Source organism: Brenneria roseae subsp. americana (assembly GCF_003115815.1).
Lineage (GTDB): Bacteria > Pseudomonadota > Gammaproteobacteria > Enterobacterales > Enterobacteriaceae > Brenneria > Brenneria roseae.
This window is the reverse complement of sequence record NZ_QDKJ01000006.1, coordinates 212,275-227,558: the sequence shown is the minus strand read 5'-3', so window position 1 is coordinate 227,558 and position 15,284 is coordinate 212,275. Positions and strand designations below refer to the sequence as shown.

General features: G+C 53.2%; 12 protein-coding genes. 6 read left to right on the top strand and 6 right to left on the bottom strand.

From position 1 onward, the window contains the following. Position 1 precedes the first annotated feature (1 nt). The gene (gene chaA, locus B4923_RS09920) at positions 2 to 1,096 is read right to left on the bottom strand and encodes a sodium-potassium/proton antiporter ChaA (RefSeq protein WP_109054184.1); all 1,095 of its coding nucleotides are present in this window, start codon (positions 1,094 to 1,096) and stop codon (positions 2 to 4) included. A gap of 252 nt (positions 1,097 to 1,348) precedes the next feature. After that, positions 1,349 to 2,182: a siderophore-interacting protein gene (locus B4923_RS09915; protein ID WP_109054183.1), complete on the bottom strand. Its 834-nt coding sequence runs from the start codon at positions 2,180 to 2,182 to the stop codon at positions 1,349 to 1,351. 350 nt (positions 2,183 to 2,532) lie between these two features. Here B4923_RS09915 and B4923_RS09910 point away from each other — a divergent pair, with 350 nt between their 5' ends. Beyond that, entirely contained in the window at positions 2,533 to 3,219 is a 687-nt protein-coding gene (locus tag B4923_RS09910) for a gamma-glutamylcyclotransferase (RefSeq protein WP_109054182.1), read from the top strand. 62 nt (positions 3,220 to 3,281) lie between these two features. On the opposite strand, the gene B4923_RS09905 is transcribed toward B4923_RS09910, so the two are convergent. Together B4923_RS09905 and B4923_RS09900 are read right to left on the bottom strand one after the other, a co-directional pair. Beyond that, the gene (locus tag B4923_RS09905; protein WP_109054181.1) at positions 3,282 to 4,325 is read right to left on the bottom strand and encodes a DUF481 domain-containing protein; all 1,044 of its coding nucleotides are present in this window, start codon (positions 4,323 to 4,325) and stop codon (positions 3,282 to 3,284) included. A gap of 331 nt (positions 4,326 to 4,656) precedes the next feature. Next, complete coding sequence (locus tag B4923_RS09900; protein WP_109054180.1) at positions 4,657 to 5,937, bottom strand: acyltransferase family protein; 1,281 nt, start codon at positions 5,935 to 5,937, stop codon at positions 4,657 to 4,659. Between the two features lie 417 nt (positions 5,938 to 6,354). On the opposite strand from B4923_RS09900, the gene B4923_RS09895 reads away from it, so the two are divergent. Further along, complete coding sequence (locus B4923_RS09895; RefSeq protein WP_109054179.1) at positions 6,355 to 6,603, top strand: GlsB/YeaQ/YmgE family stress response membrane protein; 249 nt, start codon at positions 6,355 to 6,357, stop codon at positions 6,601 to 6,603. A 78-nt stretch (positions 6,604 to 6,681) separates the two neighbouring features. Here B4923_RS09895 and B4923_RS09890 read toward each other — a convergent pair whose 3' ends face one another. Together B4923_RS09890 and pdxR are read right to left on the bottom strand one after the other, a co-directional pair. Further along, a complete protein-coding gene (locus B4923_RS09890; protein ID WP_109054178.1) occupies positions 6,682 to 7,776 on the bottom strand; it encodes an ABC transporter ATP-binding protein in 1,095 nt (364 codons plus the stop codon). Between the two features lie 232 nt (positions 7,777 to 8,008). Further along, positions 8,009 to 9,502, bottom strand: a complete 1,494-nt coding sequence (pdxR, locus tag B4923_RS09885; RefSeq protein WP_109054177.1) for a MocR-like pyridoxine biosynthesis transcription factor PdxR — start codon at positions 9,500 to 9,502, stop codon at positions 8,009 to 8,011. Positions 9,503 to 9,671: 169 nt separating this feature from the next. On the opposite strand from pdxR, the gene B4923_RS09880 reads away from it, so the two are divergent. The 4 genes from B4923_RS09880 to B4923_RS09865 all read left to right on the top strand — a co-directional run bounded on the left by B4923_RS09880 (position 9,672) and on the right by B4923_RS09865 (position 15,266). Next, the gene (locus tag B4923_RS09880; protein ID WP_109054176.1) at positions 9,672 to 10,937 is read left to right on the top strand and encodes a 4-aminobutyrate--2-oxoglutarate transaminase; all 1,266 of its coding nucleotides are present in this window, start codon (positions 9,672 to 9,674) and stop codon (positions 10,935 to 10,937) included. Between the two features lie 10 nt (positions 10,938 to 10,947). Next, positions 10,948 to 12,402: an NAD-dependent succinate-semialdehyde dehydrogenase gene (locus tag B4923_RS09875; RefSeq protein ID WP_109054175.1), complete on the top strand. Its 1,455-nt coding sequence runs from the start codon at positions 10,948 to 10,950 to the stop codon at positions 12,400 to 12,402. Positions 12,403 to 12,744: 342 nt separating this feature from the next. Continuing rightward, on the top strand, positions 12,745 to 13,791 hold the full coding sequence (locus tag B4923_RS09870) for a polyamine ABC transporter substrate-binding protein (protein WP_109054174.1): 1,047 nt from the start codon (positions 12,745 to 12,747) through the stop codon (positions 13,789 to 13,791). 203 nt (positions 13,792 to 13,994) lie between these two features. After that, the gene (locus tag B4923_RS09865) at positions 13,995 to 15,266 is read left to right on the top strand and encodes an ABC transporter permease (protein WP_109054173.1); all 1,272 of its coding nucleotides are present in this window, start codon (positions 13,995 to 13,997) and stop codon (positions 15,264 to 15,266) included. Positions 15,267 to 15,284: the final 18 nt, after the last annotated feature.

Genomic DNA, 15,284 nt, shown 5'->3' with positions numbered 1-15,284 from the left:
GTTACAGCATGATGGTCATCAGGTAAGCGGCGAAAAGGGCAAGGTGCGCGCTACCGCTGAGAACGTTGGTTCTACCGGTTGAAAACGTAATATGGCACAGTACCAGTACGGACAGCATGACGACGATATGCGGCATATCCAGTCCGAAGTTCAGCGAACGGCCCGTCACCATCGCAATCACGGTCACCGTGGGCACGGTCAGGGATATGGTGGCCAGCACGGAACCGAAAAACAGATTCATGGCGCGCTGTACCTGATTTTTCAGTACTGCCCGAATGGCGCCTAATCCTTCCGGCGACAGAATCAGTAACGCGACCAGGAAGCCGGTAAACTGCGTAGGCGCGTTCATTTCCGTCAGCAGTGTTTCCAGCGGCATGGAGTTCATTTTGGTTACGCTGATAACGGCAATCAGATGGATCAGCAACCATACGGTATGCCATAACGAACTGTGCGCGGAAGGCTTGCCATGATGAGGATCGTCGCCTTCGTCTTCATGCTCGTAAACAAACAGACTTTGGTGAGTACGAGTTTGAATCAACAGAAATACGCCGTACATCGCGGCGGAAATCAGTGCGATGATCAGTGACTGACCGACGCTGAAATTCCCGTCCGGCAAGGCGCTGGGGAAAACCAGCACCAGCACCGACAGCGGGAAAATCGCCATCAGATATTGTTTGATGCCGCTCAGGTTGACGTATTGGGTTGCAAATTTGCGTCCCCCCAGCAGTAAAGCGAAACCAACCAGACCACCGGTTACAATCACAATGATGGAATATAGCGTATCACGCATCAGGTTGGGGCCGGCATCGCCGGTGGCCATTAAGGCCGATATCAGGCTGACTTCAAGAATCACGACCGACAGACTGAGAATTAATGAACCATAGGGTTCGCCCAGTCGGTGAGCCAGCACGTCGGCATGGCGAACAACGCTGAACGCGCTGAAAAGAATGCCGGCTAACGCGAGCAGGTTAATGCCCATAATGGCGAAGAAATCTTGCGAGTTCCCCCACAGGAACAGAACGATCAACGCGATGATGGGAAGAATAAGCGAATATTCCTGATGACGGGTTTTGACAACCTCAGGGTGAGACTTCATTGCGGGGGGTTCTCCTTATCCAATGGAATTATGCACAGAGGCAAAAAATAGTACGTCATTAAAAGGCTTCTTACGGCAAAGACGTTACTAAAAAGTAGTTATAGCGTAAAAAGAAAGTATTAGGTTAACAGATTCTGTGAGGCTCGCCGGGTTTTTTTACGGTTTTTTACGTTTGGTAATAAAATTAAAATGAAAAGGGAGAATGTGATTATTTTCTCCCTATATAGATAATATTAAATGTTTTTTTTATGGTTAATCGTCAGGATTGTCCATGATATCGTGGCGTTTGCGATGATAAGCTTCTTCATTTAACCCTTCTCGCCAGTAAGGGACGGCATAAAGCTGATTACGTTCACATCCACATTCTCTGCGAACATAGCGACGAAGCTGAACCACCAGTTGGTCTTCTCCGGCAAGCCAATAGAACGCCCGTTCTGCGTTTTCCTGATGCGGCAAGGCGCGAAAGCGATTAATCGCTTCGTCAGTGGCTTCGGTTCCACCCACAACCCAGTGGAGTGTTATCCGGTCGGGCTTCACCAAATCGAGAATATCCGCGCTGCTGTCAACCCGAATAACGGCATGCCCCTGGGCATCATCCGGTAAATTTTCCAGCAGGGCGGCAATAGCGGGTAACGCAGAGGGATCGCCAGCCAGATAATATGCCGCAGCGGGCGGCAACATCGGATGCGGTCCGCCGGGTGATGTAATACCGATGTAATCCCCGGTTTTTGCCTGCCGGGCGAAACTGACCGCCGGACCGGCATGATCGTGCATGGCAAAGACGATATCCAACTCGGCTTCTTCCTGGCGTACCGCACGAATGGTATAGGTTCGAACGATAGGACGAATTTCACCTTCCGGCCAGACCGGGCCACGTTCGCCGAACGTCGGCAACGTCGGGATCTGCTGCCCCTGCTGTGGAATAAACAGCTTGATATGCGCACCGTGGCGATCGGCGGGATAGTGACGTAATGCGTCGCCGTGGAACGTTATGCAGCGTAAGCGTGGGGAAATATCGTGAATATGTTTAACTTGAATAAGAGTAAGATGATGCGAGCGTTTGCCCGTAGACGCAGGATTTGCCATTCATTGTCTCCTGGGTGAATCGTGAGGCGCCATGTCATTGATTCTATCATGGAACTGATAACGATTATCAAATACTAAAAAAGTGATATTTGTCGTCGCTGATATCCGTCATATTTCAAGTCGTATGCGTTGGCTGCCTTTTGAAATTTATGGGTATAGCGATGTAAATGATAACCATGTGAGCTTTTTTGCTTTTTGTGATCGAAATCAAACTTGATTGCTGAGCCGGAAATGAATAACCTCATATTTATTGTTGCCGCAAAATTAAGCAAACGGAATGCATGGAGTTTTAAGGTTGAGGCGACAATAGACCTGATGGGCAGAAATGGTATGGTCGGGAGCTGTCAGTAGTGTTAACTCGTGAGTTTTTGCAGAAAGCAGATTGTAGAACGTCTTTTGGTTGTATAGAAGAAACCTTATTACTTACGCCGCAGCAGCGGGCGGACTCGCTGGCAAAAACATTGGACCGCCGGCCTGACGACAGCCCGGTTTGGGTTTTCGGCTATGGTTCTCTGATGTGGAACCCGGTTTTCGATCCGGAAGAAGCCTGTCTGGCGACACTGTATGGATGGCATCGAGCGTTTTGCTTACGCCTGACGGCCGGGCGCGGCACCGTTAATCAGCCGGGGCGTATGCTGGCGCTGAAGCCGGGCGGACAAACGACCGGTTTGGCATTCCGTCTGCCGGAAACCTCGCTGCGGGAAGATTTGGAATTGCTGTGGAAGCGGGAAATGCTGACCGGCTGTTATCGGCCGTTATGGTGTGAACTGCATCAGCAAAATGGTGACACTGTCACTGCACTGGTGTTTGTTTCCGAACCCGCGCATCCACTGATTGAACAGGATACCTGCATTCAGAAAATTGCCCCCTTGATAGCCCGGGCCAGCGGTCCATTAGGGACGAATGCTCAATATTTATTTGCGTTGGAGCAAGTGCTCAACAACCACGGCATGGCAGATGAAGGATTAAGCGAGCTGGCTCAGCGAGTGCGCGCTCTGCAACAGCAGGGCGCGGCGAATAACAGGGAAAACGGCTAACCGGTACGGTCAGCGGGCGCGCTTTCGACACGCTCGCTGACGTTCAACCTTTCACGCCGGACTTACCAGCCTACGCCGACACCCATGGTGTAGAGGGTATCATCCACGTCGCCCTGAGCGCTGTCGATACGGGTACGCGATACTTTCATACTCATTGAAGACCAGTCGGTCAGCTTAAAGCGCAGACCCGCTTCCGCTTTCAGATACAGCGGCGCGGTGGCATCGAAGGAACGACCCAATTCACCGTTGGTGAAGGCCTCTACCGATTTACTATACAGATAACGGTTGTAAGCCCATTTCACACCGCCGGTGTAGAAATCATCTTCTCCTTCATCCTGATAGACATAGGTCTGGGTGCTGACCAGCGTGGTCAGTGAGAACGCGCCAAGATCGTTATCCCAGAACTGATAGCCCGGACCAAGACCGAACGAACGGCTGATTTTGATGCTTTCAATCCAGTCGCGTTTGTATTGATAACGTCCCTGCCAGAACCAGTTTTCATCCACGAATTTATCCAGCGCGTATTCGCCACCCGCGTTTTTGGTGCTCTCAACGCTATCTTCTTTCGCCAGATGATAGCTGGCATCAATGTTATGACGCCAGGTGCCGTGTCGTGCCTGTGTGGTCAGGCTGGCATCGTAGTTGTCGGTTTCGGTCGAACTTTTTTTGTGCGACATCCCCGCATCGATGTTGCCTTTCCAGACGAAGTCTTTCACTAACGGCTTTTGGGCAACGATGGACGTAATCTCGGAGAGGGGCAGCGTCTGTGGACCACCGGCCTCGTTGGCGAGCGAAGGGGTGGCGATGATGACACGGTTCTCGCCAGCCTTAACGGCCGGGTAAAGAACGCCTTCCTGGTAACGGTCGCCTTGAATGACCAGACCGTGATCGGTTTCAAAGGTTTTTACCTTATCCCAGGAAACGGAGATCGTGCCGGCATAATCGGTAGTGAGGAATAATTTTCCGCCGTCAAGCAGCGTGATTTTACCGCTGAGCTGATCGCCGTTGGTCAACCAGATGGTATCCGCATGGCTTTGAGAAATACCTGTGGAAGCAAGCGCGATAACCAGGCTCAGGGAAGATATTGCGTGTTTGGATAGTGTCATTTTGCCAGATAAACAGTGGTGACAAGGGTTGAAAGACGTCATTTGAGACGTACCGCCGATGAATAATGACCGGGTTGGCTTCATCCGGAACGGCAAACATTAGCAGGAATTGAAGCGGGGCTCTAGCCAAAAACGAAGATTGGTTAGAATGTAAATAGTTATAAAAGATACGTTTGATGATTAACGGCTATAACGAGATGTTTGTCACATTTTGAAATCGGTCATTATCGCCCAAAGAAGCGGGTTTTAAGGAGGGCGGCGATATCCCGAACCGCGGGTTTGATGCAGCGATTCGGGGGCGGCGGGGAAAGCCCCGCCACGATTGAATCATTTATGCCGATGTCTGTGTCTGCGAAGACGCGGTATGGGGCGTCAGGAAGCGTGACGTCAGGAACTGACGAACGCGTGAAACGATGCGCTCCTGAAACAGGACGCACAGGGCGACGGTGGCGATCAGGAAAATGAGATACCCGGTTATGGATAACTGAACCTGTCCGGCAGCGGCAATACATTGATCCCAATCGGTGAAGCAGGCCATTGGGTTCCCTCGCACCAACTGCTCCAGCGTGCGGAACAGGTTAAACAATGGCACGTGCAGGGCAAAAATGGACAGCGAGGCGGCTCCCAGGCGAGGGGACCAATGCCGCAGCCATTCGCTATTGGGTTCGCGCGCCAGCGCACTGATGCAAACCAGTCCGACCTGCGCCGGCAACAGCAGCCCATTGTGCAGCAGGAAATACCAGTATGCTTCACCGTGAGTGAACAGCCAGGTTGCTACGATAAAGTTGGCGATAATGAACAGCGCAACGCCATAGCACAGCCCCTTGCTCGGTGGCTGAATCTCTTTTTGCCGATATTTGCGGAAAAGGGCATACCCGACGATCCCCGCCAAAAACTCCGGTAAACGGAAGATAGGACCGCGCTGTAGCAGCCCGGTGTAGGGCATGCCGTATTGTTCATGCCAGACAACCCAGGCGGGCGGCAGCAGGTAGAGCAGGCAGATAATGCCCATCCACAGCCAGGGGAAACGACTGTTAAGCAGGCGCGGAGCCAGCAGAGGAAACAACAGATAGAAAAAGAACAGCGTGGAAAGCGACCATAACGGGGCATTAAACGTCAGGAAGTAAGGGTTCCACGCCTGTAGCATCAACAGTTGCAAAATGCTGTTAAACGCCAGCTGGGCGTTGGTCATATAGTGGCGCAACGTTTCCGGGTCGGCCGCCGGATCGTTGGTATCATAAATCACGAAACGGGCGCTGGCGACTTGTCCTTCCGGCGGAACCGCCAGCCATTGCATCAGTGTCACCACGGCAATCGACGACAGCAGCGCGATGATATGGATGGGATAAAGGTTGAAGAGACGTTTGGCCCAGAAGTGTCGGGCAGGCTCACGTAAACGCCCGTCTTTGATATAAACGTGTGCCAATAGAAAACCAGACAGCACAAAAAATGTGCTGGTAGCAAAAAAGCCCATACTGGTGAGCTCGGGCAAAAATGGCACTCGCGCACGCTGGGGATAAATATGTGCCGTGTGATAGACCATCACGTAGCAGCCGAGCAAAAATCGCAGCCACTCCAGCCCGATAAATCGCTCTTTACTGACTTTTTTCATGTCACTCCTCAACGTTAAACCTGTTGAAACAGCTCAAAAGCGCTGTAACAACGTAGTTTAGACGAGAGTAACGTCGCATTAATTAAGATTATGTCTATAAACACCTCGTTCGTTTAGGAACGGTTTACTTTTGTTATGCGGTGTTCACGGGAATATCGGACGATTGCTGCTTTTAGCAGCACTGTGGGATTTTTGTTACCAAAATGTTAAATTGTAGTGTCATTATCGTGCCGGGGCTGACGCGGTTTTTGCTGTACCCGCTGATTCGTCATCGCCGTGACGATTAACGTCAGATCGTTCGCTATCATCAATCTACCTGACGGTTTTTCCAATCTTTGTCTATACTTGGATTCGCGCTTTATCTATCGACTGTTGATAAGGGTAACGGCGTTATGGAACTAAAAAAGTGAGGTGGTTATGGGGATTTTATCCTGGGTTATTTTTGGTTTAATCGCCGGTATTCTGGCGAAGTGGATTATGCCGGGTAGAGACGGCGGCGGATTCTTTCTGACGATCGTACTCGGTATTGTGGGGGCGGTTGTTGGGGGATATATCAGCACCTTCTTCGGTTTTGGCCGGGTGGATGGGTTTAATTTCGGAAGTTTCGTTGTCGCCGTGATCGGCGCCATTGTGGTGTTGTGGATATACCGTAAAATTCGCAGCTAATTAGTTAAACGACAAGAAAGACGCCGTCCCGTTCATGAGCGGGGCGGCGTCTTTCTTTAGTAAGGGAGATCAATCATCTCAGTGGGTGACAACCACATCCAGCGCCCGCAGATGCTCGGGTTGCCAGGATAGCGTGACTTCTGAACCGGTGGTCCAGTGTGGTTGAATTTCGCTGGCGGGCAGTTTCACCATGAACTGCGGTTGGCCCGCCACTTCTGTCATCATGCGCACGTGGTCGCCCAGATAAATGAACTGCTGAATTCGAGCTTTGATCTGTTGAGCATGGCTGTCAACGTTTGCCGCATTAATCCGAATGCGCTCAGGGCGGATACACAGGGTGATTTTTTTGCCCGGCGAACTGGGGCGCACTTTCAGTGCCCGCAGCTGTGTGCCATCGTCCAGTGTAGCGCGATAGAAGTCACCGTCGGTCCCGGTCTGTGTGGCGATCAGGCTGTTGTTTTCCCCGATAAATTGCGCGACGAACGTGTTTTCCGGCTTTTCGTAAATTTCGCTGGGGGTGGCCATCTGCTGAATGATGCCGTCATTGAAGACCGCGACCCGGTTGGACATGGTCATGGCTTCGCTCTGATCGTGCGTGACATAAACCACGGTCAACCCCAGAGCTTCATGCAATTCTTTGATTTCCAACTGCATATGTTCACGCAGTTGTTTATCCAGCGCGCCCAGCGGTTCATCCATCAGTACCAGTTTGGGTTCAAATACCAACGCCCGCGCCAGCGCGACACGCTGTTGCTGTCCGCCGGACATTTGTGCCGGATAGCGATCCGACAGATTGGTCAGTTTCACGCGATCGAGCACTTTGTCGACCTTTTCCTTAATATCGGCACGATTCATGCGACGAATAGATAACGGGAAGGCCAGGTTTTCTGCCACCGTCATATGCGGGAACAAAGCGTAATTTTGGAACACCATGCCGATGCCGCGCTGATGCGGGGGCAGGTGATGCAGCGGCGTATCACGCAATAGAATTTCACCCTGAGTCGGTGTTTCAAATCCGGCCAGCATCATCAGGCTGGTGGTTTTCCCTGAACCTGACGGACCGAGCAGGGTCAGAAATTCGCCTTCATGGATATCCAGATTCAGGTTTTTGACGACCAGACGGTCACCATCGTAAGTTTTCTGGATGTTCTTGAAGCTGACATAATTTCGCATTGTTCCATTCTCTCGCAGTGACAGTGTCTTAAATCATTAGGATGCATAAAACATGCCTGTTTTGATAAAAGTGAGAATTACGAGAGAGTTAAAACCCTAAAAGGAGAAAATCGGGCAATAGGCTTGCCCTGTTATGGTGAGGCCTATTATGGGGCAGCACCATAAAGGTGCGTAAGCGGCGATGTCGTCAGCGGGGAAAATGGACGTTTTTTGGGCCGTCGCTGGTGCGGCGTCAAAAATGGCTGCCGGAAATTTTTTGCGCCTGAATACAGTCCACAATCACGGAAAAAGCCTGCGTCATGTCGCTTTCCTCCACCGCGGCATAGCCCAGCAATAATCCCCGGTGTTGGGTAGGGCGCAGATAGTAGCTGGACAGCGGTTTCACCGTCACGCCACGTCGCTGAATCCGCGCGCTGAGCAGAACATCATCGATGGAAGAGGGTAACCGGAGCAGCATGTGCAACCCGGCATTGCTGTTGTCTCCCACGAATTCAGGTCCAAGCTGTTGTTCGATCAGTTCTGTCAGCATGGTGCGACGCCTGGCGTACAGCAGGCGCATGCGGCGGATGTGCGCGGCGTAGTGACCTTCCTGAATGAACTGGCTGAGCGTGGCCTGGGTCAGCCAGTGGCCGCCCCGATACAGCTCCGAATGGGCTAATTTCAGATCGCGCGCCAGCTGCGGCGGCAAAACCATATAGCTGACCCGTAAACCAGGATAGAGCGTTTTACTGAAGGTGCCGATATAAATGACCGGGGACTGGGCCTGCAACCCTTGCAGAGAAGGGATCGGATTACCGGAAAAGCGGAATTCGCTGTCATAGTCATCTTCCACCACCCAGCATCCTTGCTCCTGCGCCAGTGCCAATAGCCGCTGACGACGCGCCAGACTCATGACCGCTCCCAGCGGATACTGATGGGAAGGGGTGACGCAGATTAGCCGCGGTATTGACTGAGGCGTTACCGCCTCTGGCGGCGCCATCCCTTGTTCATCGACGTCAATGGGCGCGACCCGGAGGCCATTAATCGTCAGAACGTTACGCGTTCCCCAGTAGCACGGATCTTCTATCCAGACTAAATCCCCGGGATTGCAAAGCATCTTTGCCAGCAAATCCATCGCCTGATGCGTTCCTTCCGTAATCAGAATCTGTTCCGGCGTGCATTCAACCGAGCGGGATACCCGCAGGTAGTCCACCAGCGCCAGTTGAAGCTCGGGACAACCGCCGATAGGTGAGTAGGAGAGTTGTTCCGGGTTGACGCGCCGGGTGAGCCGGGTCTGGATTCTGCGCCACAGATCGTGAGGAAAGCTGGCGATGTCGGGAATACCGGGCATAAACGCCCCCCACTGCCGTGGCGATGCGCCCGAATATCCCAGCAGATGCCGGCCCCGGCGCGATAGTTCCTGCACCGGCAATCGGGTCGTCGTGTGCTTCTCATTGCGTACCGGCATCATGTTGCCGTCAGGCAACTGTTGCGTCACAAAGGTACCGCTGCCGGTACGGGCCTCAATATAACCCTCGGCCAGAAGCTGTTCGTAGGCCGCCAATACCGTATTGCGCGACAGAGACAGCTCCTGAGCCAAATCGCGCGAAGAGGGCAGCCGGCTGCCCGCGGTGATGGCGCCGTCGAGAATGGACAACCGAATACTGTCATACAGCCGCTTGTTCAGCGTGCCCTCCTGCTGGTTACTCAGACGCTGTAGCAGCAAGTCAGTTAAAAGCGAGCGCAAAAGTGGATCCTTCAAATATTAAAAACTGGCTCTGGATTATAGAACCATCTGACGCCTATAAATAGCAACAGAAAGATGTGAAACAGTGAATCACATCACGGCACTTTCCATCACCAATGAAGCGCCGTCATCAATGAGTCCGGGTGGTACCCTGTAATTGGAGCAGAGAATGAAGAATAGCGAATTGAATCAACGCCGTTTGGCTGCCACCCCGCGTGGCGTAGGTGTGATGTGTGATTTCTATGCGGCCCGGGCAGAGAATGCCACCCTGTGGGACATTGAAGGCCGTGAGTTTATCGATTTCGCTGGCGGCATCGCTGTACTGAATACCGGGCATCGTCATCCGAAAATTTTAGCGGCGGTGCGTGAGCAACTGGAGTGCTTCACGCATACGGCGTATCAGATTGTGCCTTACGCCGGCTATGTCCGTTTGGCTGAGCGTATCAATGCGCTGGCGCCGATTGATGGCCCGGCGAAGACCACGTTTTTTACTACGGGCGCAGAAGCGGTGGAAAATGCGGTGAAAATTGCCCGTTGTCATACCCGCCGTCCCGGCGTCATTGCGTTTGGCGCCGCGTTTCACGGCCGTACACTGCTAACCATGACGTTAACGGGCAAAGTGGCGCCTTACTCCAACGGTTTTGGCCCCTTCCCGGGCTCGATCTTCCATGCGCTGTATCCCAATGAGCAACTGGGTATTACGGTGGAACAGTCACTGGCCAGTATCGATAACTTGCTGCATGCGGATATCGCGGCCGATCAGGTTGCCGCTATCTTGCTGGAACCGGTTCAGGGTGAAGGCGGTTTTAATGTGGCGCCTCCCGCTTTCATTAGCGCGTTACGCAAACTATGCGATGAGCACGGTATACTGTTAATAGCCGATGAAGTACAGACCGGCTTTGCCCGCACCGGTAAGCTGTTTGCGATGGAGCATTACGCCGAGCATGCCGACCTGATCACCATGGCGAAAAGTCTGGGCGGTGGTTTCCCGATCTCTGGCGTGGTTGGCCGCGCAGAGGTAATGGATTCGCCGGCGCCGGGTGGATTGGGCGGCACTTATGCCGGCAACCCGCTGGCAGTGGCGTCCGCGCTGGCCGTATTGGACGTGATTGAAGAAGAGAAGCTGTGTCAACGTTCACAGCATCTTGGTGCGGCGTTGGCGGAAACGCTGGAAAAAGTAAAACCGCAGTGTCCGGCTCTGGTTGCGATTCGTTCGCAGGGGTCAATGGTGGCCGCGGAGTTTAACGATCCGCAAACGGGTAAACCATCGGCCGAGATTACCCGTAAATTCCAGCAGGAAGCCCTGAAAGAAGGTCTGTTGTTATTAACCTGTGGCGTGCATGGCAATGTGATTCGTTTCCTGTACCCGCTGACGATTCCAGACGATCAGTTCAGCAAAGCGATGAGCATTCTTACCCGCGTACTGACAAAGTAAAAGAGACGCTATGCAACTGAGACAAAAAGACTTACTTCGCCAGCGTTGTCTGATTGACGGCGACTGGCATGACAGCCAGAACAATGAGCATTTGGATGTGACCAACCCGGCGACGGGCGACGTTCTGGGAACCGTTCCTTTAGTTACGCCGCAACAGACCGAACAGGCGATTGCGGCGGCTGAACTGGCGTTGACGAGTTGGCGCCAGCGTACAGGTAAAGACCGCGCGGCGGTGCTGCAAGCCTGGGCGCGCCTGATTATGGACAATCAGGAAGATCTGGCGGTACTGCTGACGGCAGAACAGGGCAAACCGCTGGCGGAAGCGCGAGGGGAAATTGCCTACGCGGCGTCATTCATCGACTGGTTCGCGGAAGAAGCCAAGCGTATCGAAGGCAGCGTGCTGCAATCGCCGCAAGGGCATCAGCGCATGCTGGTGATCAAACAGCCGATTGGCGTGTGCGCCGCGATTACGCCGTGGAATTTCCCGGCGGCGATGATTACCCGCAAGGTGGCGCCCGCGCTGGCGGCGGGTTGCACCATGATTGTCAAACCGGCTGAGCAGACGCCATTCACCGCACTGGCGCTAGCTGAGCTGGCCCAACAGGCGGGCATTCCGCGCGGCGTGTTGCAGGTGATTACCGGTGATGCCAAATCCGTCGGCAAAGTGCTGTGCGATAGCCCGGTGGTGCGCAAGCTGAGTTTCACCGGTTCGACCGAAGTCGGTCGGATTCTGATGGCGCAGAGCGCGCCAACGGTGAAAAAACTGTCGCTGGAATTGGGTGGCAACGCGCCATTTATCGTGTTTGACGATGCCGATCTGGATCTGGCGGTAAAAGGTATTTTGGCTTCCAAGTACCGTAACAGCGGACAGACCTGCGTATGCGCCAACCGGATTTATGTGCAGAAAGGGATTTATTCCGCGCTGGTCGAGAAGCTGATTGAAGAAGTCAAAAAACTGAAGGTGGGTGATGGCAGTCAACCCGGTGTGACGCAAGGCCCGCTGATTGACGCCGATGCGATCGATAAAGTCCGGCAGCATATTGACGATGCGCTGGCGAAAGGGGCGACGCTGCTGTTGGGCGGCAAACCGCATGAACTGGGCGGCACGTTCTTTACGCCAACCATCGTCGGCGGTGTGACGCACGATATGCGTTTTGCCCGCGAAGAAACCTTTGGTCCGGTCGCGCCGCTGTTCCAGTTTAGCGAAGAAGCCGAAGTGGTTGCCATGGCGAACGATACGGAGTTTGGTCTGGCGGCATACGTTTATACCCGCGATGCCATTCGTCAATGGACCGTCCCTGAAGCGCTGGACTACGGCATGGTCGGCCTCAACACCGGCCTGATTTCCAACGAAGTCGCGCCGTTCGGCGGGGTGAAACAGTCAGGACTGGGGCGTGAAGGATCGCGTTTCGGTATCGAAGATTATCTGGAAATGAAATATATCTGCGTGGATCTTTCCCGCTAATTTTGCGGGGAAGGCAGAAGAGGAATTCGGGTGCCGCGGCCGTTTTGCGGCACCCGATAAAGGAAAATCTTATGCGTCTGAATGGTGCGGGCAAATCGTAAAATGCACCACTAAAAGGCAAAAAAGGGAGCAGAGACGCAATAGAAAAACAGTGCAAACGTTCGGTTACTTATCACCACGCTTTGTAACACCGTTCCTACCAGTCATGATGACAAAACATCGATAAATTTTCTGAAATGGCACGATTTATGCTTCACGTATGATACATGATGCATCAAAAAAGGCTTGATGCGTAATTGCCGATGTTTACGTTGACTAACACAACTCTCCAGGAGCCACACCATGCTTAAAAGTAAAACGAGGTTGACGAAAATTGCTGTATCCGCGTTTCTTGTCGCCATGGCCTGTCAGGCGCAGGCAGAAACCGTCACTGTTATTTCCTTTGGCGGCCTGAACAAGGACGCGCAGGATAAAGCATTTTACAAACCGTTTGCCGCTGCCGGTAAAGGCACCGTCGAAGCGGGTGAGTATAACGGCGAAATGGCGCGTATTCGTGCGATGGTGGAAACCGGTCAGGTTGGCTGGGATGTGGTGGAAGTCGAAGGTCCGGAACTGATGCGCGGTTGTAACGAAGGACTGTTTGAACCGCTGGACTGGTCAAAACTGGGCGATCAATCCCAGTTTGTTAAGGGCGCGGTTTCAGAATGCGGCGCGGGTATCTTCCTGTGGTCAACCGCGCTGACTTATAACGCGCAAAAGCTGCAACAGGCGCCGAAAAACTGGGCGGATTTCTGGGATGTGACAACCTACCCAGGGAAACGCGCGCTGCGTAAGAGCGCTAAATTTACGCTGGAAATTGCGTTGCTGGCCGATGGCGTGAAACGTGAAGATCTCTACAAAGAGCTGTCGACGCCTGCGGGCGTGGATCGCGCTTTCAAAAAACTGGATCAGATCAAACCTAATATTCAGTGGTGGGAGTCTGGCGCTCAGCCGGTGCAATGGCTGGTTTCCGGCGATGTCGTGATGACCTCGGCCTACAACGGCCGTGTGGCATCCGCACAGCAAGAAGGGCATGACTTCAAGATTGTCTGGACCGACAGTATCTATGACCTGGATAGCTGGGCCATTGTCAAAGGTTCCAAACACAAGGAATTGGCAGAGCAGTTCATCGCGTTTGCCAGCCTGCCTGAAAATCAGAAAGTGTTTGCGGAAAATATCCCTTACGGCCCGACTCACGTGAAAGCCATCTCCATGCTGGATGCCACGGTTGCCCAGAACCTGCCGACTGCGCCAGAAAACCTGGAAAACGCCTTGCAGGTGGATACCGAGTTCTGGATTGACCACGGTGAAGAGCTGGAACAGCGCTTTAACTCCTGGGCTGCCCAATAAGCGTAACGGAACCGTATAGGCAATTGCGCCTATGGCGGGGAGGGTGTTGGCTCTCCCCGCCGGTAAGAACACGATAAGAAGATTTATATCCGGCAAATCTGCCGGGAGCAGATTTGAATGCTGCCTGCAACGGGCCAAGTAATACACCTGCAACGTGAAAAAAAGATGCCGGATATAATGCACGTATGATGGAGATAAAGCCTATGTCCCAGAGCGAAATGTTGGCAACCTCGCCATCATCCAGCGAGAAAGAAGGGAATGTCAAACTGAAGCAGCAGCTACGCGCCGCGCAGGCGGTTTACAAGAAGCGTTCGTTGCTGCTGATTGCGCCACTGTTTCTGTTTATTGTGGTGAGTTTCCTCTTCCCCATTACCTCGATTCTGGGAAAAAGCGTATCGAATCCGGAACTGCGCGAAAGCATGCCCGCCACGCTTGCCGCGATGCGGCTCTGGTCTGGTAATGAGATTCCGGACGAAACGGTATTTAGCGCGGTGGTGAGCGATCTGCGTGAAGCCCGCAGCACGGGGAAATTATCCGCTATCACTAAACGTCTGGGCTATGAAGGCTCTGAATACCGGACGTTGATCACCCGCACGTTGCGTAAACTGCCGGCGGAAGGCAGCGCCGATATTCGCGGACAGCTGATTGACGAACAGCCTTTATGGGGAGAACTCTCGACCTGGCAGACGCTGGACCGCGCTTCCCGTCCGTTTACCTCGTATTATCTGTTAGCCGTATTCGATCATAAAGTCGATGCCAAAACCCAGCAGATTGTTGCCCAGCCTGCCGATCAGGCGCTGTATGTCGATGTCCTGTTACGCACTTTATTGATGGCGGGCGTCGTGACGCTGCTGTGCGTCGGTCTGGGATATCCGCTGTCTTACTGGCTGGCGAAACAGCCCGCCAATCGTGCCAATCTGCTGTTGATTCTGGTGTTGCTGCCGTTCTGGACCTCGCTGATTGTGCGTACCGCCAGCTGGATTGTGTTATTGCAGTCCGGCGGCCTGATTAACCGTACCCTGATCAATATCGGCATCATCAATGAGCCTTTGGTTCTGGTGTTTAACCGTGTCGGCGTCTACATTTCGATGACGCACATTTTGCTGCCGTTCTTCATTCTGCCGCTATACGCGGTCATGAAAGGTATTTCTCCCAACTATGTTCGCGCCGCGATATCGCTGGGCGCGCATCCCTTTATTGCGTTCTGGCGCGTATATGTGCCACAGACCTATGCGGGGGTGACGGCCGGTGCGCTGTTGGTATTCATGATGGCGATCGGCTATTACATCACGCCTGCGTTGCTGGGTGGACCGAGCGATCAGATGCTGAGTTATTTCGTTGCCTTCTTCACCAACACGACGATGAACTGGGGGATGGCGGCAGCATTGGGAACGCAATTGCTGGTTATTGTAACGCTGCTGTACGTGGTCTATATCCGAGTCACCCGTACCAATGCTGAAATCGCGGCGCGTTAACGACGCTTTGTCCAAGGG